The sequence below is a fragment of the Glutamicibacter sp. NPDC087831 genome, assembly GCF_044742845.1.
GTDB lineage: Bacteria > Actinomycetota > Actinomycetes > Actinomycetales > Micrococcaceae > Glutamicibacter.
This window is the reverse complement of sequence record NZ_JBIUVH010000001.1, coordinates 965,055-987,321: the sequence shown is the minus strand read 5'-3', so window position 1 is coordinate 987,321 and position 22,267 is coordinate 965,055. Positions and strand designations below refer to the sequence as shown.

The window sequence follows — 22,267 nt, the reverse complement described above, 5'->3', positions numbered from 1 at the left end:
GATTAGTCTTCGATGACCTCGGCTGCGGTTACCTTCAGCAGGTTATCGTCCAGCTCGCGCAAGGCGATGGTCAGCGGCTTCTCGTTCAGCTTGGTTTCCACCAGTGGGCCTACGTACTCGAACAGGCCTTCGTTCAGCTGCGCGTAGTAGGCGTTGATCTGGCGTGCACGCTTGGCCGAGTTCAGCACAATGGCGTACTTCGAGTCGTTGGTCTCAAGCAACGAGTCGATCGATGGGTTAATGATTCCCTCTGGGTTGGACACAGGACTCCCTATTTGTCGTTCTTTAGCCCCATGAGGGCTACAAGCTCTTCGGCGGCACGTGCGACATCGTCGTTGACGATGGTCACGTCGAATTCAGATTCCGCTGCAAGTTCTAGTTTAGCGGTTTCTAGGCGGCGCTGCTGTTCCTCGGCCGTTTCAGTGCCGCGTCCCACAAGGCGGCGCACCAATTCCTCCCATGATGGCGGTGCCAAGAAGACGAATTTTGCCTCGGGCATCGACTCCTTGACCTGCCTCGCACCTTGCAGATCGATTTCCAGCAGAACCTTCTTGCCATCTGCCACTGCATCTTCAACCGTCGATCGAATCGTGCCGTAGCTGTTCTGGCCATGGACAACAGCCCATTCCAGCATCTGGCCTTCCTCGACCAGGGATTGGAAACGTTCGGGGCCCACGAAGAAGTAGTGGACTCCATCCTGCTCCCCTGGCCGGGCGTTGCGGGTCGTTGCGGACACCGAAAGCCAGACATCTGGATAGTTATCGCGGATGTAGGTAGAGACGGTGCCCTTGCCTACTGCCGTGGGGCCGGCTAGAACAGTTACCGACGCAGCGGTCATTGACTACACTTTCGTTTTTGGCGGGCTTTGCTTGAAGTGCTCGGTGATTGCGGTGCGCTGCTTGCGTCCCAGTCCGCGCAGACGGCGGGAAGGGGAAATGCCAAGTCGCTCCAGCAAATTTGCCGCGCGTACTTCACCTACGCCCGGTACCGATTCCAGAAGGTCCATGACACGCATGCGTCCCACGGCTTCATCTTCGTATACCAAGTCTAGTACCTCGGTGATGGAAATTTTGCCGGCACTGAACTCGGCCTTGATTTCTGCACGACGAGTGCGTGCGGCGAGTGCCTTGGCGCGGGCGCGGATACGATCTTCGTCAGAGAGTTCTCGCAGTACCATCGTTCAGCCATCCTTCAGTTGTAGTGGACTAAGGCTTATGTTGAGAAACATAGCGAGCTAACGCTGCTTTTGCAAGACTAAACGCGTTGTGGCTACTAGAAACTCTAATAGCCACAACGCGCCTATGTCACTTATTCGAATTTTTTGCTAGCGAGCTGCCAGCAATTCGTCCCTAACCCGCAGGGCTTTTTCCCTGAGAGCGGCCTTATTCGGCCCCTCTTTGAGGATGTCCCTGCTGCTCGTGCCCAGTACCTGGCCGTAGCTTGAGGCGAATGACTTGGCAATATCCGCTGCCGTGGCACCCTGGGCGCCGAGCCCTGGTGTGAGCAGCGGAGCCTTGGAAGCTGCCAGATCGATTCCGAGCTTGGACGGTGCATCCCCGATGGTCGCACCGACAACCAGCCCGACATGTCCTAAATCTCCTGCGTATGCATTATCCGCAGTGACTTGGTCAATAATTGATTTAGCAACCGAGTTTTCCCCGCCTACGTGCTGTACCGATGGCCCCTCGGGGTTGGAAGTCAGTCCGAGAACGAACACTCCCCTGCCGGTTCCAGCAGCCAAATCCAATGCCGGACGCAGCGATTCATAACCCAGGTACGGGCTCAAAGTCACAGCATCTGCAGCCAGCGGAGAAGCATCATCGAGCCATGCGCTCGCATACGCTGCCATGGTCGAACCGATATCCCCGCGCTTGGCGTCGGCCAGCGTGAGCAGTCCAGCGGACTTCGCAGCACTCAAGGTTTCTTCCAATGCGGCAAATCCCTTGGACCCGAAACGCTCGTACAGAGCCACCTGGGGCTTGAGGATTGCCGCCGCACCGGCCATCGCTTCCACGACGGTCAGTGAGAAAGATCGCACGCCCTCGGCCGTATTCTCCAGCCCCCAGGCTTCCAGCAGCACCGGGTGGGGATCGATCCCCACGCACAGCGGGCCGGAAGCCTGCATGGCTGAACGAAGCCGCTGACCGAATGGGATCGGCTCAGGCATTGCGCGCTGCGTTCAGGTTGGCGTCGTGCACCTGCAAGCTGGTGACATCCCACTCGTACTCGCGCAGGGCATCGATCGCCTGGACCGAAGCGTTGAACTCCGCCACGGTGGTGATGACCGGGGTGCCGACAGACGTCGCGGCGGCGCGGATTTCGTAGCCATCGCCACGTGCATCCGAGCCCGACGGGGTGTTCAGGATCAGGCCGATCTGGCCGGCTACGATCAAATCGACAATGGACTCCCCGCCTTCGTGCAGCTTGCCGACCACCTGGGTCGGGATGCCGTTGCGGCGCAGCACTTCCGCGGTGCCGCCGGTGGAGATGATCTCGAAGCCCTGGTCAGCAAGGTGCTTGACCGGCAGGACGATCGAGCGCTTGTCGCGGTTGGTGACCGAGACGAAGACCTTGCCGCCGGTTGGCAGCGGGTTGTTCGCTGCGGCCTGCGACTTGGCGAAAGCGGTGTCGAAGTACTTGTCGATGCCCATGACTTCGCCGGTGGAACGCATTTCTGGGCCGAGCAGCGAGTCGACGACCTTGCCCTCCGGGGTGCGGAAGCGGGCGAACGGCATGACTGCTTCCTTGACGGCGATCGCCGCCGATTCAGGCAGGTGCGCGCCATCGCCGGATGCTGGCAGGTAACTGCCGCGCATTTCGGCCAGGGTACGGCCCACGCCGATCAGCGCGGCGACCTTGGACAGCTGCACGCCGGTAGCCTTCGAGGTGAATGGCACGGTGCGCGATGCACGCGGATTCGCTTCGATCACGTACAGGATGTCGCTGGCCAGGGCGAACTGGATGTTGATCAGGCCACGCACGCCCACGCCTTCGGCGATCGCACGGGTTGCCGCGGCAACGCGGTCGCGCACGTCGGCGCCCAGGGTGATCGGAGGCAGGGTGCAGGCCGAGTCCCCGGAGTGGATGCCGGCTTCCTCGATGTGCTCCATGATGCCGCCGACGTACAGGTCGGTGCCGTCGAACAGGGCGTCGACATCGATCTCGATGGCGTCTTCCAGGAAGCGGTCCACCAGTACCGGGTGGTCCACGGTGATTTCGGTCGCGTTGGTGATGTAGCGCTCGAGGTTGGCCTCGTCGTACACGATCTCCATGCCGCGTCCGCCCAGCACGTAGGAAGGGCGAACCAGTACCGGGTAGCCGATGGAGTCGGCGATGGTCTTGGCATCGGCGAAGGACACCGCGGTGCCGTTCTTCGGCGCTACCAGCCCGGCGTTATCCAGTACCTGCTGGAAGGCGCCGCGGTGCTCGGCCAGGTCGATGGCCTCGGGCGAGGTGCCCAGGATCGGCACGCCGGCAGCCTTCAGCTCGGCGGCGAGCTTCAGCGGAGTCTGGCCGCCAAGCTGGACGAACACGCCCAGCACGCCGCCGGTTTCCTCTTCAGCGTGGATGACCTCCAGGACATCTTCCAAGGTCAGCGGCTCGAAGTAGAGGCGGTCGGAGATGTCGTAATCGGTGGAGACGGTCTCGGGGTTGCAGTTGACCATGACGGTCTCGTAGCCCTCGGCGCGCAGCGCCATCACCGCGTGGACGCAGGAGTAGTCGAACTCGATGCCCTGGCCGATGCGGTTCGGGCCCGAGCCCAGGATGATGACCGACTTCTTCTCGTGGCGCGCCAGCTCGGTCTCTTCGTCGTACGAGGAGTACATGTACGGGGTGAAGGCCTCGAATTCGGCGGCGCAGGTGTCCACGGTCTTGTAGACCGGGCGCACGCCCAGGGCATGGCGGATGCCGCGGATGACCGATTCGGCCTTGCCGGTGAGCTGGGCGAGCTGGACATCGGAGAAGCCGTGGCGCTTGGCTTCGCGCAGCACGTGCTCCGGCAGGTGCTTGTTCGCGGCCACCAGCTGCGCGACCTCGTTGATCAGCTGCAGCTGGTCCAGGTACCAAGGGTCGATCGCAGTGGTCTCGAACAGCTTCTCGAGGGACACGCCGGAGAACAGCAGGCGCTGGACCAGCGACAGGCGCTCGGTCGAACCCTTGACGATCGAGGCCAGCACGGCCTCGTGCTCGGATTCCGGGATCGGCTCGAAGGACAGCTCGGAGCCCTTCTGCTCCAGGGAGCGCAGCGCCTTTTGCAGCGCTTCGGTGAAGTTGCGGCCCAGGGCCATCGCTTCGCCGACCGATTTCATGGTGGTGGTCAGGGTCTTGTCCGCTGCCGGGAACTTCTCGAAGGCGAAGCGCGGGACCTTCACGACCACGTAGTCCAGGGCCGGTTCGAAGGAAGCCGGGGTCTTCTGGGTGATGTCGTTCGGGATCTCATCCAGGGTGTAGCCCACGGCCAGCTTGGTGGCGATCTTCGCGATCGCGAAGCCGGTGGCCTTGGAAGCCAGTGCCGAGGAGCGCGAGACGCGCGGGTTCATCTCGATGACCACGACGCGGCCGGTGTCAGGCTCGATGGCGAACTGGATGTTGCAGCCGCCGGTGTCCACGCCGACTTCGCGGATGACCGCGATCGAGATGTCGCGCAGCTTCTGGTATTCGCGGTCGGTCAGGGTCATGGCCGGGGCGACGGTGATCGAGTCGCCGGTGTGCACGCCGACCGGATCGAAGTTCTCGATGGAGCAAACGACCACGACGTTGTCGTTCTTGTCGCGCATCATCTCCAGCTCGTATTCCTTCCAGCCCAGGATGGACTCCTCAAGGAGCACCTCGGTGGTTGGCGAGTACTGCAGGCCGGCGCCCGCGATGCGGCGCAGGTCCTCCGGGTTGTAGGCCATGCCCGAACCCAAGCCGCCCATGGTGAACGACGGGCGCACGACTACCGGGTAGTTCAGCTCCTCGACGGCGGCAAAGGCCTCGTCCAGGGTGTGCACGATGACCGAGCGGGCCGATTCGGCGCCGCAGCGCTCCACGACGCCCTTGAACTTCTCGCGGTCCTCGCCCAGCTCGATGGCTTCGATGTTCGCGCCGATCAGCTCGACGTCGTACTTCTCCAAGGCACCGGACTTGTCCAGGGCGATGGCGGTGTTCAGCGCGGTCTGGCCGCCCAGGGTCGGCAGGATCGCATCCGGGCGTTCCTTGGCGATGATTTTCTCGACGACCTCGGGGGTGATCGGCTCCACGTAGGTGGCGTCGGCGAATTCCGGGTCGGTCATGATGGTGGCCGGGTTGGAGTTGACCAGGATGACCCGCAGGCCTTCCTCCTTGAGCACACGCAGTGCCTGGGTGCCGGAGTAGTCGAACTCAGCGGCCTGGCCGATGACGATCGGACCCGAACCGATAACGAGAACTGATTTCAGATCGGTGCGCTTAGGCATTACTTGCTGTCCTTTTCTGCGGCGGAATCCAACGCGGTCATGAAGCGGTCAAAGAGGTAGGCGGCATCGTGGGGGCCGGATGCTGCCTCTGGGTGGTACTGCACGGAAAAGGCCGGGATGTCCAGGCAGCTCAGGCCTTCGACCACGTGGTCGTTCAGCGAATAGTGCGAGACTTCGACCTTGCCGAAGCGTTCGACCGGAGCGGTGACGGCGCCCTCGATGGGCGCGTCGACGGCGAAGCCGTGGTTCTGGCTGGTGATTTCCACGCGGCCGGTGGCCTTGTCCATCACCGGCTGGTTGATTCCGCGGTGGCCGAAGCGCAGCTTGTAGGTGTCGAAGCCCAGCGCGCGGCCCAGGATCTGGTTGCCGAAGCAGATGCCGAAGTACGGGATGCCGGCATCGAGCACCGAACGGACTAGTTCCACCTGGGCGGTGGCGGTGGCAGGGTCGCCGGGGCCGTTGGAGAAGAACACGCCGTTAGCGCCGGTGGCCTTGATATCTTCCAGGGTGGCGTTGTACGGCAGCACGTGCACGCGCAGGCCGCGCTCGGCCAGGCGGTGCGGGGTCATCGACTTCATGCCCAGGTCGATCGCGGCCACGGTGTGCTTGGCCTCGCCATCGTAGCCGTGGTCCGCTGGCTCGACGATGTAGGCGGCGTCCACCGAAACCTCGGCGGAGATGTTGCGGCCGGCCATCGACGGCTGCGCCTTGACCAGGGCCACCAGCTCGGCGTCGGTCTTCGCGGCGTCATCGCCGGAGAAGATGCCGGACTTCATCGCGCCGGCGTCGCGCAGGTGGCGGGTCAGCGCGCGGGTGTCCACGCCCTGGATGCCCACGATGCCGTACTCGACCAGATCTGCATCAAGGGTGCGCTCGCTGCGCCAGTTGCTTGGCCGGCGGGCGGCGTCGCGCACCACGTAGCCGGCAGCCCACATGCGGGTGGATTCCGGATCTTGCGAGTTCACGCCGGTGTTGCCGATGTGCGGGAAGGTCTGCACGATGATCTGGTGCGCGTAGGACGGGTCAGTCAGGGTTTCCTGGTAGCCGGTCATGCCGGTGGTGAACACTGCTTCACCCAGGGTGGTGCCCACGGCGCCATAGCTGCGCCCGCGGAAGATGCGGCCATCTTCAAGTACCAACACGGCTGGTAGGTTGCTCAGGGAATTCACTTATTTGTCTCCTGCTCGGCTTACGTCGTTGTGCGACGCCAGCAACTGATAGATCTTTGGGGTGTCCTCGTGGTAGCGGGGACGGAATCCGGTGTCGAAGGTGAAGCCGTCCTTGTTCCAGGTGATGACGATCAGGCCGTTCTTCTCCACGACCTTGCCGATCATCCCGTTGCTGCGCTTCACGTCCTCGTAGTGCTCCCACGGGATGTGCACGTCGCGCGCTCCGGAACGGATCAGGTGCAGCCCTTCGCGTCCCAGTTCCAAGGTGGCGTTGGTGCGCACCCCGAGCTCATGGACCGCGATGCGGGCCAGCCAGTCGTCGAACCGGGTGGTGACCACGTACATGCCTGCGAAATGGTGCTCCACCTCATCGGCGAAGTCCTCGAAGGGCTCGGGAATCGCTGACTGCCGGGCCTTGAGGTTCCGCCAGCCGAAAAGGATCAGGCCCACGCCTGCGACGATCGCGACAATCGTCCAGATCAACGGGGTCAGGGCTCCCTCAGGCATTGGCCGTCCTCGGGGTAGCCAGCTGGCCATCGAGCACGGTGGCATGGCCGTGGAAGAAGGTGGCGCGCACCGATCCTGGCAGCTCCATGCCGGCGAACGGCGAGTTGCGCCCCTTGGTGGCCATGGCGGCCGGGTCGACGATCCAGCGGGCTGCCGGATCGACCAGCACCAGGTTGGCAGGCTCGCCGATGGCGATCGGTCGGCCCTGGTCGGCAACGCGGCCGATCTGCGCGGGCACCTGCGAGGTAATGCGGGCCACGCCCGCCCAGCCCATCAGCCCGGTGTCCACCAGCGTGTGCTGCACGATGGACAGCGCGGTCTCCAGGCCGGTCATGCCCATGGCGGCCGCGCCCCACTCGCAGTCCTTGGCCTCGGAGGGGTGCGGGGCGTGGTCGGTGCCGATCACGTCGATGGTGCCGTCGGCAACGCCCGCGCGCAGCGCCATCACGTCTTCTTCGCGGCGCAGCGGCGGGTTGACCTTGAAGACCGGGTCGTAGGTGCGGACCTTCTCATCGGTGAGCAGCAGGTGGTGCGGGGTGACCTCCGCGGTGACCTGGATGCCGCGGGCCTTGGCCCAGCGGATGATCTCCACCGAGCCGGCCGTGGACACGTGGCACACGTGCAGGCGGGCGCCGACGTGCTCGGCCAAGAGCACATCGCGGGCGATGATCGATTCCTCGGCGACCGCTGGCCAGCCGGGCATGCCCAGGATGGCGGAGACTTCGCCCTCGTTCATCTGGGCGCCTTCGGTCAGGCGCGGTTCCTGGGCGTGCTGGGCGATGACCCCGTCAAAGGCCTTCACGTATTCCAGGGCGCGGCGCATCAGCAGCGGGTCCCAGACGCAGATGCCGTCATCGGAGAACATCTTCACCTGGGCACGGGAGTCGGCCATTGCGCCGATTTCGCTCAGCTGCTTGCCGGCCAACCCGACGGTCACCGCGCCGACCGGGCGGACATCCACCCAGCCTGCCTTGCGGCCCAATTCGTAGACCTGCTCGACGACGCCGGCGGTATCGGCTACCGGGGTGGAGTTGGCCATGGCGTGCACGGCGGTGTAGCCGCCGCGGGCCGCTGCCTGCGAACCGGTTTCCACGGTTTCGGCGTCTTCGCGGCCTGGTTCGCGCAGGTGCGTGTGGGTGTCGACGAGCCCGGGCAGGAGCACGAGATTCCGCGCGTCGATGACCTGGGCATCACCGGCGGCAGCAATGCTGCCCAGCTGGGCGATCTTGCCGTCGGCAATCAGCACGTCGACCGGTTCGCCGCCGAGGATGGAGGCCTGCTGGATCAAGTAGTTCATGGGTTCTTCCTTCAGATCAGGTCGCCGGAGAGGAGCATGTAGAGGCTGGCCATGCGCACGGCCACGCCATTGGTGACCTGGTCGAGCACGGTGGAGCGCGGCGAATCCGCGGCAGCCGAGGAGATTTCCAGGCCGCGGTTCATCGGGCCCGGGTGCATGATCAGGGTTTCGGCGCCCGAGGCGTCCAATTGCGCCAGGCGCGCATCGTCCAGTCCCCAGTAGCGCGAGTATTCGCGGGGGTTCGGGAAGTAGGCGGCGTTCATCCGCTCGCCCTGCACGCGCAGCATCATCAGCGCGTCAACGCCCGAGGCGATCACTGCGTCCAGGTCGTAGCTGATGGCGCAGGGCCAGGAGCCGGCGCCGAAAGGCAGCAGGGTCGGAGGGGCCACCATCGTCACTTCGGCACCGAGGGTGTTCAGCAGCCACAGGTTGGAGCGGGCCACGCGCGAATGCAGGATATCCCCGACGATCGCGACCTTCAGTCCGTCCAGGCCGCGGCCTGCCGGGCTGGTGCCATCGCGCAATGCCACCTGGCGGCGCAGGGTGAATGCGTCCAGCAGCGCCTGGGTGGGATGCTCGTGCGTGCCGTCGCCTGCATTGACGATGGGCAGGCCAATCCAGTCCGTGGCCGCTAGCCGGGCCGGGGCGCCGGAATCCGGGTGGCGGATGACCACTGCGTCGGCGCCAATGGCCAACAGGGTCTGGGCGGTATCCTTCAGGGACTCGCCCTTGGAAACGCTCGAGCCCTTGGCCGAGAAATTGATGACGTCCGCGCTCAATCGCTTGGCGGCGGCCTCGAAGGAAATCCGGGTGCGGGTGGAGTCCTCGAAGAAGAGGTTCACCACGGTGCGACCGCGCAGGGCCGGAAGCTTCTTGATGGCACGGGTCGAGGACTCGCGCATCTCTTCGGCAATATCAAGGATGGCGATGGCTTCTTCGCGGGTCAGGTCCGCGGTGGATAGCAGGTGTTTCACGCGGCGCCCTCGATCACGACTTCGTTTTTCCCATCGATTTCCGCCAGGTGCACGCGCACCTTTTCGCTTTTCGCTGTCGGCAGGTTCTTGCCCACATGATCGGCGCGGATCGGCAGTTCCCGATGCCCGCGGTCAACCAGGACGGCCAGCCGCACGATGCGGGGGCGGCCCCAGTCTGCCAGGGCATCCAGGGCGGCGCGGATGGTGCGTCCGGAGTACAGGACGTCGTCAACCAGGACCACGACCTTGCCTTCGATGCCGCCTGCTGGCAGGCGCGTCGGCGACGGGGTGCGGGTAGTGGAGTGGCGCAGATCATCACGGTACATGGTGATGTCGAGCTGGCCTACCAGGGATGCCGGGTCCAGGTTGCCCGGGGCGGTAGCCGCGATTCGCGCTGCCAGCCGCTGTGCCAGCGGGAAACCCCGGCTGGGAATGCCTAGGAGCACCAGGTCGTCGGTGCCCTTATTGGCCTCGATGATCTCGAAGGCTACGCGAGTGAGTACACGTTCGATGTCGTCGCCGGTTAATACCGTGCGGGCAGCATCTGGCACTGAATTTTCATTCATGCTGTGCACCTCTCCCTTCTCCGCCTCACGGGACGGGATTTAAAGGAATATTGCTAACTCAAATTATCACGAGCGGGAGCTGATTCCCTAGCGGAAACCTATGCATGACACTGAATAGGGCATGGGATCGGTCACAGCGATCGGCCGGCGGCTTCGTGCGTCCGGCAGAACCACGCAGATCCCTGCGCTTGGCCTTGGCCCCGCGCGCAGATGTGTTGCGATCGACACACCCGCGAAGTGGCGTGGGCCCGGGATTCCTCGTGCATGATCGGCCCGCACGCCCGGGCAAGGCATTCGCGCAGCAGATCTGCAGGCCCGCTATGCCGCGCGTACTGCTCGTGCAGGATTTGCGCCGCTCCGTCGAACTCGGATCCCGGCGGACCCGAGTTCCTGCCCGCCGGATCAGCCCGGGATATCCAGGTCCCAGTTCCGCTCCGCTTCACCTAGATGGTGCGGCAGGACAAGCAGTCCGAGCGTGGAAAGCAGAACCGAACGCGTGGACAGCAGCAAACCATCCAGCCCCCGGCATTCGAGCCCGTGGACAGCAGGTCGCCGTGCAGGTCGCCGTGCAGGTAGCCCGCTCCGCCTGCTTCGCCGTGATCCTGCCCGGGGCCGAGCCGCGACAGGCAACGGCTTAACGCAAAAAAGCCCGGGCCGGAACCCCATGAAAGGGGTTCCGGCCCGGGCTCGGAATGATGAGGATCGAATTAGTCGACCAGGGTGTCCTTGACGCTCTGGATGCGACCCAAAACGCCATTGACGAACTCCGGCGATTCATCGGTGGACAATTCCCGGACGTTCACCACGGCTTCAGCCACGGCTACTGCATCGGGAACGTCATCGTTGTAAAGCAGCTCCCACACACCGATGCGCAGTGCGCTGCGGTCAACCGCTGGCATGCGCTCGATGGTCCAGTCCTTGACGTAGCTCTCGAGAACTTCGTCAATGCGGTCCAGGTGTGCGGTAACGCCTTCGATGATCGTCAGCGAGTACTCGTTGAGTACGATATCCGAGTTTTCCCGTCGTGCGATGGCTACGGCCAGCGGATTGACATCGCGGGCTTCGGCTTCGAACAGGAACTCAAGAGCTCGGCGACGGGCTTTGGCGCGGGCTCTCACTAGTTGACACGACCCAGGTAGTCGCCGGTGCGGGTGTCGACCTTGACCTTGGTGTTCTGCTCAACGAACAGCGGAACCTGGATTTCCTTGCCGGTTTCCAGGGTTGCCGGCTTGGTGCCAGCCGACGAGCGGTCGCCCTGCAGGCCTGGCTCGGTGTAGGTGATTTCCAGGATGACCGAAGCTGGCAGTTCCAGGTACAGCGGGCTGCCATCGTACATGGCGATGGTCAGTTCCTGGTTCTCCAGCAGGAAGCCTGCTGCATCGCCAACGGTGGTGCCGGACACGGTGATCTGGTCGTAATCTTCCAGGTTCATGAAGACGTAGTCTTCGCCATCCTGGTAGAGGTACTGGTAGTCGCGGCGGTCAACGGTGGCCAGCTCGATCTTGGTGCCAGCGTTGTAGGTCTTGTCCAAGACCTTCCCGGACATGACGTTGCGCATCTTGGTGCGAACGAATGCGCCGCCCTTGCCTGGCTTGACGTGCTGGAAGTCAATGATGGTCCAAAGCTGGCCATCGATCTTGATGACCTGTCCATTCTTGATGTCAGTTGTATCCGCCACGGTTCCTCAATCCTCTATTTTCGCCAGCTAGCGCCGGCATTATCAAAAATCCATCTCCAAGTTTACCCTACGCACCATGCGGTACAAAGGGTTTCACACGGTGGCGCGCATTACTGCGCGGCGCGCTCCTCGGCAATTTGCATGCAGGTGCTTGCGGCGTTGACCAGGTACGCATCGTCGTCCAGCGCGATGCGCAGATCCAGGGCCTTGCGGAAACGGGTTGCCGCCGCCTTGAAATCGCCCTTCGCGAAGAAGGACAGGCCAGCGTGGTGGTGGATCAGCGGCTCGTATGCGGTGCCGGCGAATTCCTCGGCCAGCTTGCGCAGGCGGTTGATCGCGCGATCGAAGTCGCCCTGCATGCGGGTCAGCTCGGTGTCCAGCACGCGCAGGTGGGCGTTGGTTGGATCCACGAAACGCGATTCAGCGATCAGCTCGCCGGCTTTCACCAGCTCGCCACGCGCCAGCAGCACCATGACCTGGTCGGTAGGGGAACCGACCAGCAGCTGCTGCTCGGCCGCGGCCTCGTCGGCGATGTAGGGCTTCAGCGTTTGGGGGTCGATCAGCACGCCCTCTACGGCGGTGCCGACACCTTCGCGGTTTACCGATGCGACGTCAATGGCGTATGCGGTGTAGTCGACCATGTAGTTACTCCCCGATTTCCTGGTAGGCGGCGAAGAGCAGCGAGTTATCGGGGACTTCGTAGATGCGCGGCTTGCCGATTTCTTCCAGCACGACGAAGCGCAGCTGGCTGCCGCGGGCCTTCTTGTCGCGCTTCATGCCATCGAGCAGTGCAGCCCAGCGGTCATTGCGGTAGGTGGTCGGCAGGCCAAGGGACTTGAGGATCGCGACGTGGCGATCGGCCACCGCGTCGGAGGTGTACCCTACCGAGCGGCCCAATTCGGCGGCGAAGGCCAGCCCGATGGACACGGCGGCACCATGGCGCATCTGGTAGCGTTCGGACAGCTCGATGGCGTGGGCCAGGGTGTGGCCGTAGTTCAGGAATTCGCGGTCGCCGGCTTCCTTCAGGTCGCGGGAAACCACGTCGACCTTCACCGCGATGGTGCGCTCGACCAGTTCGCGCAAGCGGTCGCTGGCCGGGTCGATGGCATCGGCCGGATCTTCTTCGATCAGTTCCAGGATGCGCTCGTCGGCGATGAATCCGCACTTGACGATCTCGGCCATGCCGGTCACCAGCTCGTTTTTCGGCAAAGTGGCCAGCGCGTCCAGATCGGCGAGCACGCCTGCTGGCGGGTGGAAGGCGCCAACCAGGTTCTTGCCTTCGGCGGTGTTGATCCCGGTCTTGCCGCCCACGGCAGCGTCGACCATGGCCAGCAGCGAGGTAGGGATATGGATGACCTTCACGCCGCGCAGCCAGGTGGCTGCGACAAAACCTGCGACGTCGGTGACGGCGCCGCCGCCCACGGAGATCACGGCATCGGAACGGGTGAAATCGTTCTTGCCCAGCACTTCCCAGCAGAAGGACGCGACCTGGATGTGCTTGCCTTCTTCGGCGTCCGGAATCTCTGCGGTCAATGCTTCCAGGCCGGCCTTCGCCAGCTCGTCGCGCACGACGTCGCCGGTGGCGCGCAGGGCCCGCGGGTGGATGACCAGGACCTTCTTGACCGCGGGGCCAAGCAGTTCGGGCAAGTGGCCCAGCAGGCCGTTGCCGACCATGACAGGGTATGACTCCCCTGGGGTGCTTCCGGTGACCTTCAGAGTGGTCGGTGCGATAGGCATCAGTCTAGTTCCTCCTGATGGTGGTGATTTTTCTAGCGTACGCGTGCGTTCGGCCAGAAGTTGCATCTCGTGAGGCTAATCACAGGGCGTCCAGCTGCGGCAAAAGCTCGTCGATAATTTGCGGAACGGACTTTCCATCCACCAGAACGTGCACGTCAGCGAGCATTTCGTAGATGGGGCGGCGTTTTTCGTAAACGGAGATCCAGCTGTTGAGGGCTTGGTCACCAGCCAGCAGCGGGCGGTGCCCGTCGCCCTTGATGCGCTCGGCGGCGGCCTGTTCACCCAGCTCCAGGTAGATCACCGTCCCGCGCGAAAGCAGCTGCTGGTTCTCTTCGCGCAGCACTGCGCCTCCCCCGGTGGCGACCACGCCGGTGCGCAGCCGGCACAGCGCCTGGACTTCCAGGTCGCGGAAATGCGCTTCGCCGTGCTCGGCGAAGATCTGCGCGATGGTTCCATGGTGGGCGACGATGGCCGCGTCCGAATCCGCAAAGCTCGTAGAAAGGGCCGTGGCCAGTGACTTGCCCACGGTGGACTTGCCACTGGCCATCGGACCAATGAGGTAGATCATTGAAGCGCGCTTCCTAGACGCCGGTCGAACCCAGGTTGCCCGGGATGTTCGCCAGGTAGGACTCGATATTGCGCTTGGTTTCGGCCACCGAGTCGCCGCCGAACTTCTCCAGCAGGGACTGGGCGAGCACCAGGGCGACCATTGCTTCTGCCACGACGCCGGCTGCCGGCACCGCACAGACATCCGAACGCTGGTGGTGCGCGGTGGTGTCCTCGCCGGTGGCGGTGTCCACGGTGCGCAGGGCCCGGGGCACGGTGGCGATCGGCTTCATGCCGGCGCGCACGCGCAGCACCTCGCCAATGCTCATGCCGCCCTCGATGCCGCCGGCGCGGTTCGAGTTGCGCTTGATGCTGCCGTCTTCGGCGTGCACGATCTCGTCGTGGGCGGCCGAGCCGCGGCGGGCGGCCGTGGCGAAGCCGTCGCCGACCTCCACGCCCTTGATTGCCTGGATGCCCATCAGGGCCGCGGCCAGGCGCGCGTCCAGGCGACGGTCCCAGTGCACGTAGGAGCCGATGCCCGGAGGCAGGTTGTAGGCCAGGACCTCGACGACGCCGCCCAGGGTCTCCCCTGCCTTGTGCGCGTCATCGACTTCGGCGACCATCGCCTCGCTGGTTTCCTGGTGGAAGCAGCGCAGCGGGTCGTTATCCAGCGCCGCAACGTCGGTGGCCGTGGGAAGCGGCGCATCGGCTGGAGCAGCCACGGAGCCGACGGCGGTGGTGTGCGAAACGAGCTGGATGCCCAAGTCGTTCAGGAAACGGGAAGCCACGGTGCCCAAGGCGACACGGGCCGCGGTTTCGCGGGCGCTGGCGCGCTCCAGGATCGGGCGGGCGTCCTCGAAGCCGTACTTCTGCATGCCGGTGAAATCGGCGTGCCCCGGACGCGGCCGGGTCAGTGGCGCATTGCGCGCCATCGAGGCCAGTTCATCCAGGTCCACCGGATCAGCGTTCATCACGCGTTCCCACTTGGGCCATTCGGTGTTGCCGATTTCAATGGCTACCGGGCCGCCCTGGGTCTTGCCATGGCGGACACCGCCAAGGAAGGTGACCTGGTCCTTTTCAAACTTCATGCGCGCGCCGCGGCCATAGCCGAGGCGTCGGCGCGCCAGTGCCTCTCGCACTGCTTCGCTATCCACCGATACTCCGGCGGGTAGTCCTTCGAGAATTCCAACAAGTGCCGGGCCATGCGATTCGCCCGCGGTCAACCAACGCAACATGTCATCTATTTTGCCATGGCACGAACTGATTACTGGTGTCGGGCCAGACCCAAAGAGTCATACATCGCATTTGTGACGTCCATGCGACGCGATTCCTCCCATGCACCGGCGCTGAAGAGCCGCACTTGTTCCACCGCCTGGTGCACCAGCATGTGCAGCCCGCTGATCACGGTTCCCTGCCAAGACCGGGCCAAGGCCGAAGGCCACGGATCGTAGGCGACATCCAGCAGGATTCCGGTGCCTGCGCCGATCGCCGGCACCCAGTCATCGGCCGCGTGCGGCGGCAGGGTGGAGAAGACCAGCGGAATCTCGTTGAGCGTGGTGGCCAGCTCCTGGCCGATGCCCGAAATCTCGTGGACGGACGTTTCCATCCCGAGCTCGCGGGCCAATTCGACAGCGCGGGTGGCACGGGAGGCTGCGCGCACCACCAGCGTCAGCTGCCGGGCGCCGATTTCTGCGGCGGCCTCGATGGCGGCCAGCGCGGTGTTGCCCGAACCCAGGACCATCGCTTGCGCGCTGCGGGCGAGCCCGAAATCCGCCAGGGCCTGGACCAGGCCGTCGATGTCGGTGTTTTCCCCGTAGAGGGTGCCGTCTTCGCGGACCACCACGGTGTTCAGCGCACCAAGGCGTTGCACGCGGACGGACAGCTCATCCATCTGCGGCACGAACGCATCCTTCAGCGGCATGGTGACCGAGCAGCCCGCCCAGTTTCCTGCGCGCAGCTCGGCCGCGTGCCCGGCAGCATCCCCCGGTTCCAGATCGATCGCGCTGTAGCTGATCGGCACGCCGAGCAGCTGGTAGGCGGCGCGGTGCAGCACCGGCGACTTGGAGTGGCTGATGGGGTGGCCGAGAACGGCTGCCTGCTTCATGGCTTCATGGACTTTCTGCTTGTGGCTGCCCGCACAGCGGCAGCAGTGCGGCTGGCAAGCACGGGAATCCGCGCTAGCAGACTCCTGGATTCTGGTTGCACCAGGCGCGGAATTCTGCCTGGTTCTGCCGGTGCTCAGCGTAGGTCGAGGCGAATTTGGTTTCACCGGTTTCGATGTTGACCGTCACCCAGTAGTAGTAGCCGTTGCTTTCCGGATGGGCAGCAGCCTCGATCGCGGAATTCGCCGGCGAGCCCAAGGGGGTTGGCGGCAGGCCGGTGTGCACATAGGTGTTGTACTTGTTCGACGCGTCCTGCTTCTCCTGGGCGCTGAACTGCAGCGAGTAGCGGTCCAGCCCGTAGATCACCGAGGAGTCGACCTGCAGCAGCCCGTGGGTTTCGCGGTTGCCCGGGTCCAGGCGGTTCTCGATCGCGCCGGCGACCGTGGCGTAGTCCGGGGTGCGTGCCTCGGCCTGCAGGATCGAGGCGACCTTCAGGGTGCGGTAGCCCTCTTCGAGGTCGGTGATGCCGGCCTGCTCCAAGGAAGCCTTGGTGGCCTTGACCAGTTCGCCCAGGACTTCTTCGGCGTCGGCGTTCAGCGGGAAGCGGTACTCCCCCGGGTGCAGCCAGCCTTCGAGGCTCGGCACCGAGGCAGGCAGGCCGAATTGCTGCGGCTTCTTGGCCAGCGCCTGCAGGTCCTTTTCCGCCAGTCCCGAGCCCTTGGCAATCTCCTTGATCGCCGCGTCCAGGCGCATATTGGCCTTCAGCCCGATGTAGAAGACCTTGTCCGGACGCTGGTTCACGAGGATATCTGCCGCGTCGGCCGCTGGCATCTGCTTCTTGAGCAGGTAGGTGCCGGGGTGGATCAGCTTGCTCTGCGCTTCGGAGTCCGCGACGGCGTCGGTGAACAGGCCGTCGCTGGAGACGACATCGAGCTCCTCGAGCTTGCGCGAAATGATCTTCAAGCCCCAGCCATCTTCCACGGTGAATTCCACCGCGGCGCCGCCTGGGCCTGGATAGTCGTCCGGGTTGAACTGCTTGAGCACGGACTTGACGAAGTAGACCGAGCCGGCGACCACCAGTGCGAAGATCAGCACGGTGGCCAGCATGACCAGGTTGCGCTTGCGCTTGGTGCGCTTGCGCCGCTGGGCCTTGCCGGCGGCGGCGGCCTGGGCAGCTTGGTCATCGTGGGGATCGCTGCTGAGCACCGCGGCCTGCTGCGCGGCTTCGGGCTCTTCCGGGTAGTGCTCCTGGGCGGCATCCTCGTGCCCGGCAAATGCTGGCGCATCGGAGGCGGCGGCTGCCTGGGCGGGGAGGAACCTGGTGTCGGTTCCTTCCCCGTCCGGGGATTCCTGGTCTGCGGGCTCCTGCCAGCTGTCCTCGGCCGCCGCCAGCGATTGGCGGTAATGCCCGGTGCCGGTCAGTTCCGGTTCTGAGGGTTGTTCGATCGGCAAGCCAGTGCCGGCGGCAAAGCGTTCGTATAGCGCGCGATGCGTTTCGCGTTGCCGTTCATGGCGGGCTTCTTCTCGCATCAACTCTCATCTCTCGGGTCTTTGTGGTGCCCTAGCGGTTGTGGGCTAGCGCAGCACAATCCGGCTGGCTTGTACGCGCACATTGTTGCGTCGCATTTCCAGTACTTGCTGCAAGATCTCAGTGGCCGCGACCTGGTCGACCACCTTGCGGTGATCTTCCATCTTCTTGCCCGAGGCGTGCAACGAGCGATGCGCGTTCACGGTGCTCAGGCGTTCGTCGACCATGAAAACCTCAAGCTCGATATTAGCGCTTGCAGCTTCCTGGGCCAAGGCAATCGCGTAGTCACGTGCCATTTTAGTGGATTCGGTCGCATTGCCAGCCAGTGATTTCGGCTCCCCGATGAATACCTCGGTGACGCCGCGATCGGCAATGATGCGCAGAAGCATCCGCAGATCCGAGTTCTTCTTCGCATCCCGGCGCAGGGTCATCACCGGAGTGGCGAGGATTCCGGAGGGATCAGATGCGGCGACGCCGACGCGGGCCAGGCCCACGTCGACGCCGAGAGCGGCATTAGCCATTGGCCAGTGCCGCCTGGATTGCAGCCAGTGCGTCATCGATCTTCGATGCGTCCTGGCCACCGCCCTGTGCCATATCGTCCTTGCCGCCGCCTCCGCCGCCGAGCACGCCGGTAGCGGTGCGCACCAGCGCGCCGGCCTTGAAGCCGTTGGCGCGGGCCTCGTCGTTGGTCACAGCCAGCACCAGCGGGCGGCCGTTGGCCACGCCGATCAGCACGATGACTGCGGCTTCGGAACCCAGCTTGGCGCGCAGGTCCAGTGCCATGGTGCGCAGGGCGTCAGCCGAGTCGATCTGCCCGGCGTTGTGGGCCAGCAGTCGGGTGCTGCCGATGGTGGCGACCTTCTGCAGCAGCGCTGCGGACTGGGCCAGCATGGCCTGGCTCTTGAGCTCGGCGATCTGCTTCTCGGCGGCCTTCAGCTTGGCAACGGTGTCGTTGACACGCTCGGACACCTGGCTGGATGGAACGCGGAACAGGCCCGAGAGCTCGGAAACCAGGGCGCGCTCGGCGGCTCCGTGGCGGAAGGCTTCCATGCCGACCAGGGCCTCGACGCGGCGATTGCCCGAACCGACCGAAGCCTCCGAGAGCAAGGTCAGCTGGCCGATGCGCGCGGTGGTGTCCACGTGGGTACCGCCGCACAGCTCGCGCGACCAGTCGCCGTTCATCTCGACCACGCGCACGTCGTTGGAGTACTTCTCCCCGAACAGGCTCATGGCGCCCAGCTTCTTCGCCTCGGACAGCGCCATCTCATTGGTGACGACCTGGTAGTTCGAGGCGATGGCCAGGTTCACTACCTCCTCGACTTCGCTGCGTGCCGCGGCGGAGAGCGCCTCGGCCCAGGAGAAGTCGAAGCGCAGGTAGCCGGCCTTGTTGAAGGAACCGGCCTGGGTGGCCGTTGGGCCAAGCAGCTCGCGCAGCGCGGCGTGCACCAGGTGGGTGGCGGAGTGCGCCTGCTCGCCGGAGCGGCGGCGCACCGCGTCGACCTGGGTGCGAACCAGTGCTTCGGCTGGCAATTCGCCTTCGCGCACGATGACCTTGTGCACGTTCAGGCCCTTGACCGGGGCCTGCACGTCGGTGACTTCCAGCACGAAGCCGTCGCCGGTGATCAGGCCGCTGTCGCCTGCCTGGCCGCCGGACTCGGCATAGAACGGGGTTTCGTTGAGCACCAGGTCGATTTCCTGGCCCTGCTCGGCGAATGGCACAACCTGGCCATCGCGGATGATGCCGCGGATGGAGGATTCGCCTTCGAGGGTGTCATAGCCGGTGAAGTGCACGTTGCCGGCCTCGGCCAGCTGGGTGTACACCGACAGGTCGGCGTGGCCGGCCTTCTTGGCCTTGGCGTCCTTCTGGGCGCGGGTGCGCTGCTCGTTCATCAGTTCGCGGAAACGCGACTCGTCAACGGACAGGCCAGCTTCGGCGGCGATCTCCAAGGTGAGGTCGATCGGGAAGCCGAAGGTGTCGTGCAGGGTGAAGGCGTCATCGCCCGAGAGGTTCTTGCCTTCCTCCTTGGCGTGGCCCAGTGCCTCGTCCAGGCGGGTGGTGCCCGAAGCGATGGTGCGGCGGAAAGCGCGCTCTTCGGCGTAGGCGATGCGGGCAATGCGCTCGAAATCGGCCTCCACCTCGGGGTAGACGCCCTTCATGGCGTCGCGCGATACCGGGAGCAGCTCAGGGAGCACCTCGGTGTCCACGCCCATCAGGCGCATTGCGCGCACGGCGCGGCGGATCAGCCGGCGCAGCACATAGCCGCGGCCTTCATTGCCCGGGGTGACCTGGTCGGAGATCAGCATCAGCGAGGAGCGGATGTGGTCAGCGATCATGCGCAGGCGCACGTCGGTGGCGTGGTTCGGGTCGGCTGGATCCTCGGTGGAGGTGTAGGTGACGCCGGCAAGCTCGGCGGCCTTGTCGAGCACCGGACGGACCTGGTCGGTCTCGTACATGTTCTCGACGCCCTGCAGGATCATGGCTAGTCGTTCCAGGCCCAGGCCGGTATCGATGTTGCGCTTGGGCAGTTCGCCGGCCACATCGAAGTCGGTCTTGGAACGTACCGCGGAGAGTCGGTACTGCATGAACACGAGGTTCCAGATTTCCACGTAGCGGGTCTCGTCGACCGCTGGGCCGCCCTCGACACCGTAGGCGGGGCCGCGGTCGTAGTAGATCTCGGAGCATGGACCGCCGGGGCCGGGCTGGCCGGTATTCCAGTAGTTGTCTTCCTTGCCGGTGCCTACAACGCGCTCGGTAGGCATGCCGATCTCTTCTTCCCAGATGCGGCGGGCTTCAAGGTCCTTCTCGTCTCCGTCTTCGTAGACGGTGACCCACAGGCGTTCCTTGTCCAGGCCGTAGCCTCCGTCTTCGACGGAGCTGGTCAGCAGCTCCCAGGCGAAGTGGATGGCTTCGTTCTTGAAGTAGTCGCCGAAGGAGAAGTTGCCGCACATCTGGAAGAAGGTGCCGTGACGCGCGGTCTTGCCCACTTCTTCGATATCGCCGGTGCGGATGCACTTCTGCACGGAGGTCGCACGGGAGTACGGGGGCTCTTCGCGCGCGGTGAGGTAAGGGATGAACGGGACCATGCCGGCCACCGTGAACAACAGCGAAGGGTCGGCCGAGACCAGCGAGGCACTAGGTACCGCCGTATGGCCCTTCGAGACGAAAAAGTCGACCCAACGACGGGCAATTTCCTGCGTTTTCATCGTGTTACGGATGATCCCTTCACTTAGCGGCGTCCACGCCCAAGGCGGAACGTAATTCTTCTTCGCGGGAGCTCATTCCTTGGCGGAAGGCTTCCCAATATTCCGAGGCGCGGTCGGTGTACTTGCCGACCTGGCGGTTTAGCGCCGCCCCGGATGAAACTTCAGCGTATTTCTTGGACGCGAGCACGCCAACGCCCACTCCAATCGAAACCCACAAGAGCTTTTTCATTCTAGTCTCCTTGGCGGCCACCAGTTGGCCGTATCCTATTCAGCGCGCCGATACGTGTTCGATCAAACAGCGTTGCTTGCTTAGCGGCTGCGGCGAGCCTTGCCGCTTGGCTTGGTGTTCATCGCGACCTTCACGCCTTCGGTGAACGCGGCAACCTTGATCAGCGGTTTGCCAACGGTGGCTGCTACCAGCGAGGACAGCGCGGACACATTGGCGGTGGTGTCAGAAACGTTGCTGGTGATGGCATCGACCTTCTTGAGCTGGTCGTTGGTGGTCGCCACGGTGTTGGCGACTTCGCCGATCAGCGGAGTGGTTCCCTCGGCCAGGTCCTTGATCGATTTGCGCAGCTCGTCGAACACCTTGCCCAACTTCATGATCGGCACTGCCAGCAGCACAACTAGTACAACAAACGCGCCGGCGGCGATGAGCCCTGCAATATCCGAACCCGACATGTGCTTCCTCTTCTGCTTTGGGTTTTTGGTGCCAGTCCACCTTATCGAAGTCAGAGCCCAGATAGGTAGTTAAGCGACAAGCCCGCAACCGTTTCCGGTTGCGGGCTTGGAACTAGCGCACGGATTTAGCGTGCGTAGTACTCGACCACGAGGTTCTCTTCGCAGGTCACTGGGATTTCGGTGCGCTCTGGGGTGCGCACGAAGGTAGCCTGGAGGGCTTCCAGCTTTACGTCCAGGTAAGCAGGAGCGGCTGGCAGCACCTTCGAGTGCTCACCTGCTGCAGCCATCTGGAATGGAACCATCTTCTCGCTCTTCTCGTGTACGTGGATCAGCTGACCCGGCTGTACCTTGAAGGACGGACGGTCTACACGCTGGCCGTTGACCAGGATGTGGCGGTGAACAACCATCTGGCGGGCCTGCTGGATGGTGCGGGCGAAGCCTGCACGCAGAACCAGGGCATCCAGACGGGACTCGAGCAGAGCCAGCAGGTTACCGCCGGTTTCGCCGCCGAGGCGCTTAGCTTCCTTGAAGGCGCTCAGCATCTGAGCTTCGCGGATGCCGTACTGGGCACGCAAACGCTGCTTTTCGCGCAGACGTACTGCGTAGTCGCTGTCCTGCTTCTTACGGGCGCGGCCGTGCTGGCCTGGACCGTATGGACGGCGCTCCATGTACTTTTCAGCTTTTGGAGTCAATGCAAGGCCGAGCGCACGCGAAAGGCGTACGGTGCGGCGGGCACGGGCGTTAGCCATAATGTGTCCCTTTCGATTAGCGACGGTATCTACTGGCCTCCAGGTGGGAGAGTGTGTGGGCGTCGCGTCCCTGCTTCACTTCAACCCTGCC

The 22,267-nt window shown here is 64.2% G+C and carries 23 protein-coding genes; all 23 read right to left on the bottom strand.

The features are described from left to right. Positions 1 to 2: 2 nt before the first annotated feature. The 23 genes from rpoZ to rpsD all read right to left on the bottom strand — a co-directional run bounded on the left by rpoZ (position 3) and on the right by rpsD (position 22,179). Complete coding sequence (gene rpoZ, locus ACIOJF_RS04870) at positions 3 to 263, bottom strand: DNA-directed RNA polymerase subunit omega (protein WP_286134300.1); 261 nt, start codon at positions 261 to 263, stop codon at positions 3 to 5. 8 nt (positions 264 to 271) lie between these two features. Further along, positions 272 to 838 carry a guanylate kinase gene (gene gmk, locus ACIOJF_RS04865; protein WP_105658309.1) on the bottom strand — a complete coding sequence of 189 codons (567 nt, stop codon included), beginning with the start codon at positions 836 to 838 and terminating at the stop codon, positions 272 to 274. Positions 839 to 841: 3 nt separating this feature from the next. Beyond that, positions 842 to 1,177, bottom strand: a complete 336-nt coding sequence (gene mihF, locus ACIOJF_RS04860) for an integration host factor, actinobacterial type (RefSeq protein WP_013349055.1) — start codon at positions 1,175 to 1,177, stop codon at positions 842 to 844. A gap of 147 nt (positions 1,178 to 1,324) precedes the next feature. Then, positions 1,325 to 2,167: an orotidine-5'-phosphate decarboxylase gene (pyrF, locus tag ACIOJF_RS04855; RefSeq protein WP_402741296.1), complete on the bottom strand. Its 843-nt coding sequence runs from the start codon at positions 2,165 to 2,167 to the stop codon at positions 1,325 to 1,327. Beyond that, entirely contained in the window at positions 2,160 to 5,438 is a 3,279-nt protein-coding gene (gene carB / locus ACIOJF_RS04850) for a carbamoyl-phosphate synthase large subunit (RefSeq protein WP_105661291.1), read from the bottom strand. Before carB ends, pyrF begins: the two co-directional genes overlap by 8 nt. Then, entirely contained in the window at positions 5,438 to 6,607 is a 1,170-nt protein-coding gene (gene carA, locus ACIOJF_RS04845; protein WP_105658306.1) for a glutamine-hydrolyzing carbamoyl-phosphate synthase small subunit, read from the bottom strand. The genes carB and carA overlap by 1 nt, the downstream gene beginning before the upstream one ends. Further along, positions 6,608 to 7,114, bottom strand: coding sequence for a hypothetical protein (locus ACIOJF_RS04840; protein ID WP_105658305.1), 507 nt, complete (start codon positions 7,112 to 7,114; stop codon positions 6,608 to 6,610). After that, positions 7,107 to 8,411 carry a dihydroorotase gene (locus ACIOJF_RS04835; protein ID WP_105661292.1) on the bottom strand — a complete coding sequence of 435 codons (1,305 nt, stop codon included), beginning with the start codon at positions 8,409 to 8,411 and terminating at the stop codon, positions 7,107 to 7,109. Before ACIOJF_RS04835 ends, ACIOJF_RS04840 begins: the two co-directional genes overlap by 8 nt. Positions 8,412 to 8,422: 11 nt before the next feature. Then, positions 8,423 to 9,385 (bottom strand): aspartate carbamoyltransferase catalytic subunit, encoded by a 963-nt coding sequence (locus ACIOJF_RS04830; protein WP_105658303.1) that lies wholly within the window; start codon positions 9,383 to 9,385, stop codon positions 8,423 to 8,425. After that, on the bottom strand, positions 9,382 to 9,951 hold the full coding sequence (gene pyrR, locus ACIOJF_RS04825) for a bifunctional pyr operon transcriptional regulator/uracil phosphoribosyltransferase PyrR (protein ID WP_105658359.1): 570 nt from the start codon (positions 9,949 to 9,951) through the stop codon (positions 9,382 to 9,384). Before pyrR ends, ACIOJF_RS04830 begins: the two co-directional genes overlap by 4 nt. Positions 9,952 to 10,658: 707 nt before the next feature. Next, on the bottom strand, positions 10,659 to 11,069 hold the full coding sequence (nusB, locus tag ACIOJF_RS04820) for a transcription antitermination factor NusB (RefSeq protein ID WP_105658302.1): 411 nt from the start codon (positions 11,067 to 11,069) through the stop codon (positions 10,659 to 10,661). Beyond that, entirely contained in the window at positions 11,069 to 11,629 is a 561-nt protein-coding gene (gene efp, locus ACIOJF_RS04815) for an elongation factor P (RefSeq protein ID WP_013349066.1), read from the bottom strand. Before efp ends, nusB begins: the two co-directional genes overlap by 1 nt. Positions 11,630 to 11,739: 110 nt before the next feature. Beyond that, a complete protein-coding gene (locus ACIOJF_RS04810; RefSeq protein WP_105658301.1) occupies positions 11,740 to 12,270 on the bottom strand; it encodes a tol-pal system YbgF family protein in 531 nt (176 codons plus the stop codon). 4 nt (positions 12,271 to 12,274) lie between these two features. Continuing rightward, positions 12,275 to 13,366, bottom strand: a complete 1,092-nt coding sequence (gene aroB / locus ACIOJF_RS04805; RefSeq protein WP_105658300.1) for a 3-dehydroquinate synthase — start codon at positions 13,364 to 13,366, stop codon at positions 12,275 to 12,277. Between the two features lie 79 nt (positions 13,367 to 13,445). Beyond that, a complete protein-coding gene (locus tag ACIOJF_RS04800) occupies positions 13,446 to 13,934 on the bottom strand; it encodes a shikimate kinase (RefSeq protein WP_105658299.1) in 489 nt (162 codons plus the stop codon). 13 nt (positions 13,935 to 13,947) lie between these two features. Next, entirely contained in the window at positions 13,948 to 15,147 is a 1,200-nt protein-coding gene (aroC, locus tag ACIOJF_RS04795; protein ID WP_332486132.1) for a chorismate synthase, read from the bottom strand. Positions 15,148 to 15,176: 29 nt separating this feature from the next. Next, positions 15,177 to 16,016, bottom strand: a complete 840-nt coding sequence (locus ACIOJF_RS04790) for a shikimate dehydrogenase family protein (RefSeq protein WP_402741295.1) — start codon at positions 16,014 to 16,016, stop codon at positions 15,177 to 15,179. A 73-nt stretch (positions 16,017 to 16,089) separates the two neighbouring features. After that, on the bottom strand, positions 16,090 to 17,544 hold the full coding sequence (mltG, locus tag ACIOJF_RS04785; RefSeq protein ID WP_402741294.1) for an endolytic transglycosylase MltG: 1,455 nt from the start codon (positions 17,542 to 17,544) through the stop codon (positions 16,090 to 16,092). Positions 17,545 to 17,589: 45 nt separating this feature from the next. After that, entirely contained in the window at positions 17,590 to 18,063 is a 474-nt protein-coding gene (gene ruvX, locus ACIOJF_RS04780; protein ID WP_219844133.1) for a Holliday junction resolvase RuvX, read from the bottom strand. Then, entirely contained in the window at positions 18,056 to 20,746 is a 2,691-nt protein-coding gene (alaS, locus tag ACIOJF_RS04775; RefSeq protein ID WP_388022102.1) for an alanine--tRNA ligase, read from the bottom strand. The genes ruvX and alaS overlap by 8 nt, the downstream gene beginning before the upstream one ends. A gap of 19 nt (positions 20,747 to 20,765) precedes the next feature. Then, positions 20,766 to 20,975 (bottom strand): hypothetical protein, encoded by a 210-nt coding sequence (locus ACIOJF_RS04770; protein WP_105658293.1) that lies wholly within the window; start codon positions 20,973 to 20,975, stop codon positions 20,766 to 20,768. Positions 20,976 to 21,055: 80 nt separating this feature from the next. After that, positions 21,056 to 21,427, bottom strand: a complete 372-nt coding sequence (locus ACIOJF_RS04765; RefSeq protein ID WP_402741293.1) for a DUF948 domain-containing protein — start codon at positions 21,425 to 21,427, stop codon at positions 21,056 to 21,058. A 125-nt stretch (positions 21,428 to 21,552) separates the two neighbouring features. Then, the gene (gene rpsD / locus ACIOJF_RS04760; protein ID WP_105658291.1) at positions 21,553 to 22,179 is read right to left on the bottom strand and encodes a 30S ribosomal protein S4; all 627 of its coding nucleotides are present in this window, start codon (positions 22,177 to 22,179) and stop codon (positions 21,553 to 21,555) included. Positions 22,180 to 22,267 lie beyond the last annotated feature (88 nt).

What these genes read in the sequence shown, in the direction of transcription:
- ACIOJF_RS04765 (WP_402741293.1), bottom strand. Translation starts at nt 21,427, where the DNA reads ATGTCGGGTTCGGATATTGCAGGGCTCATCGCCGCCGGCGCGTTTGTT.
- pyrR (WP_105658359.1), bottom strand. Translation starts at nt 9,951, where the DNA reads ATGAATGAAAATTCAGTGCCAGATGCTGCCCGCACGGTATTAACCGGC.
- aroB (WP_105658300.1), bottom strand. Translation starts at nt 13,366, where the DNA reads ATGCCTATCGCACCGACCACTCTGAAGGTCACCGGAAGCACCCCAGGG.
- ACIOJF_RS04810 (WP_105658301.1), bottom strand. Translation starts at nt 12,270, where the DNA reads ATGGTCGACTACACCGCATACGCCATTGACGTCGCATCGGTAAACCGC.
- ACIOJF_RS04770 (WP_105658293.1), bottom strand. Translation starts at nt 20,975, where the DNA reads ATGAAAAAGCTCTTGTGGGTTTCGATTGGAGTGGGCGTTGGCGTGCTC.
- ACIOJF_RS04840 (WP_105658305.1), bottom strand. Translation starts at nt 7,114, where the DNA reads ATGCCTGAGGGAGCCCTGACCCCGTTGATCTGGACGATTGTCGCGATC.
- ACIOJF_RS04790 (WP_402741295.1), bottom strand. Translation starts at nt 16,016, where the DNA reads ATGAAGCAGGCAGCCGTTCTCGGCCACCCCATCAGCCACTCCAAGTCG.
- aroC (WP_332486132.1), bottom strand. Translation starts at nt 15,147, where the DNA reads ATGTTGCGTTGGTTGACCGCGGGCGAATCGCATGGCCCGGCACTTGTT.
- gmk (WP_105658309.1), bottom strand. Translation starts at nt 838, where the DNA reads ATGACCGCTGCGTCGGTAACTGTTCTAGCCGGCCCCACGGCAGTAGGC.
- mltG (WP_402741294.1), bottom strand. Translation starts at nt 17,544, where the DNA reads ATGCGAGAAGAAGCCCGCCATGAACGGCAACGCGAAACGCATCGCGCG.
- ruvX (WP_219844133.1), bottom strand. Translation starts at nt 18,063, where the DNA reads ATGGCTAATGCCGCTCTCGGCGTCGACGTGGGCCTGGCCCGCGTCGGC.
- ACIOJF_RS04800 (WP_105658299.1), bottom strand. Translation starts at nt 13,934, where the DNA reads ATGATCTACCTCATTGGTCCGATGGCCAGTGGCAAGTCCACCGTGGGC.
- pyrF (WP_402741296.1), bottom strand. Translation starts at nt 2,167, where the DNA reads ATGCCTGAGCCGATCCCATTCGGTCAGCGGCTTCGTTCAGCCATGCAG.
- alaS (WP_388022102.1), bottom strand. Translation starts at nt 20,746, where the DNA reads ATGAAAACGCAGGAAATTGCCCGTCGTTGGGTCGACTTTTTCGTCTCG.
- ACIOJF_RS04835 (WP_105661292.1), bottom strand. Translation starts at nt 8,411, where the DNA reads ATGAACTACTTGATCCAGCAGGCCTCCATCCTCGGCGGCGAACCGGTC.
- mihF (WP_013349055.1), bottom strand. Translation starts at nt 1,177, where the DNA reads ATGGTACTGCGAGAACTCTCTGACGAAGATCGTATCCGCGCCCGCGCC.
- carB (WP_105661291.1), bottom strand. Translation starts at nt 5,438, where the DNA reads ATGCCTAAGCGCACCGATCTGAAATCAGTTCTCGTTATCGGTTCGGGT.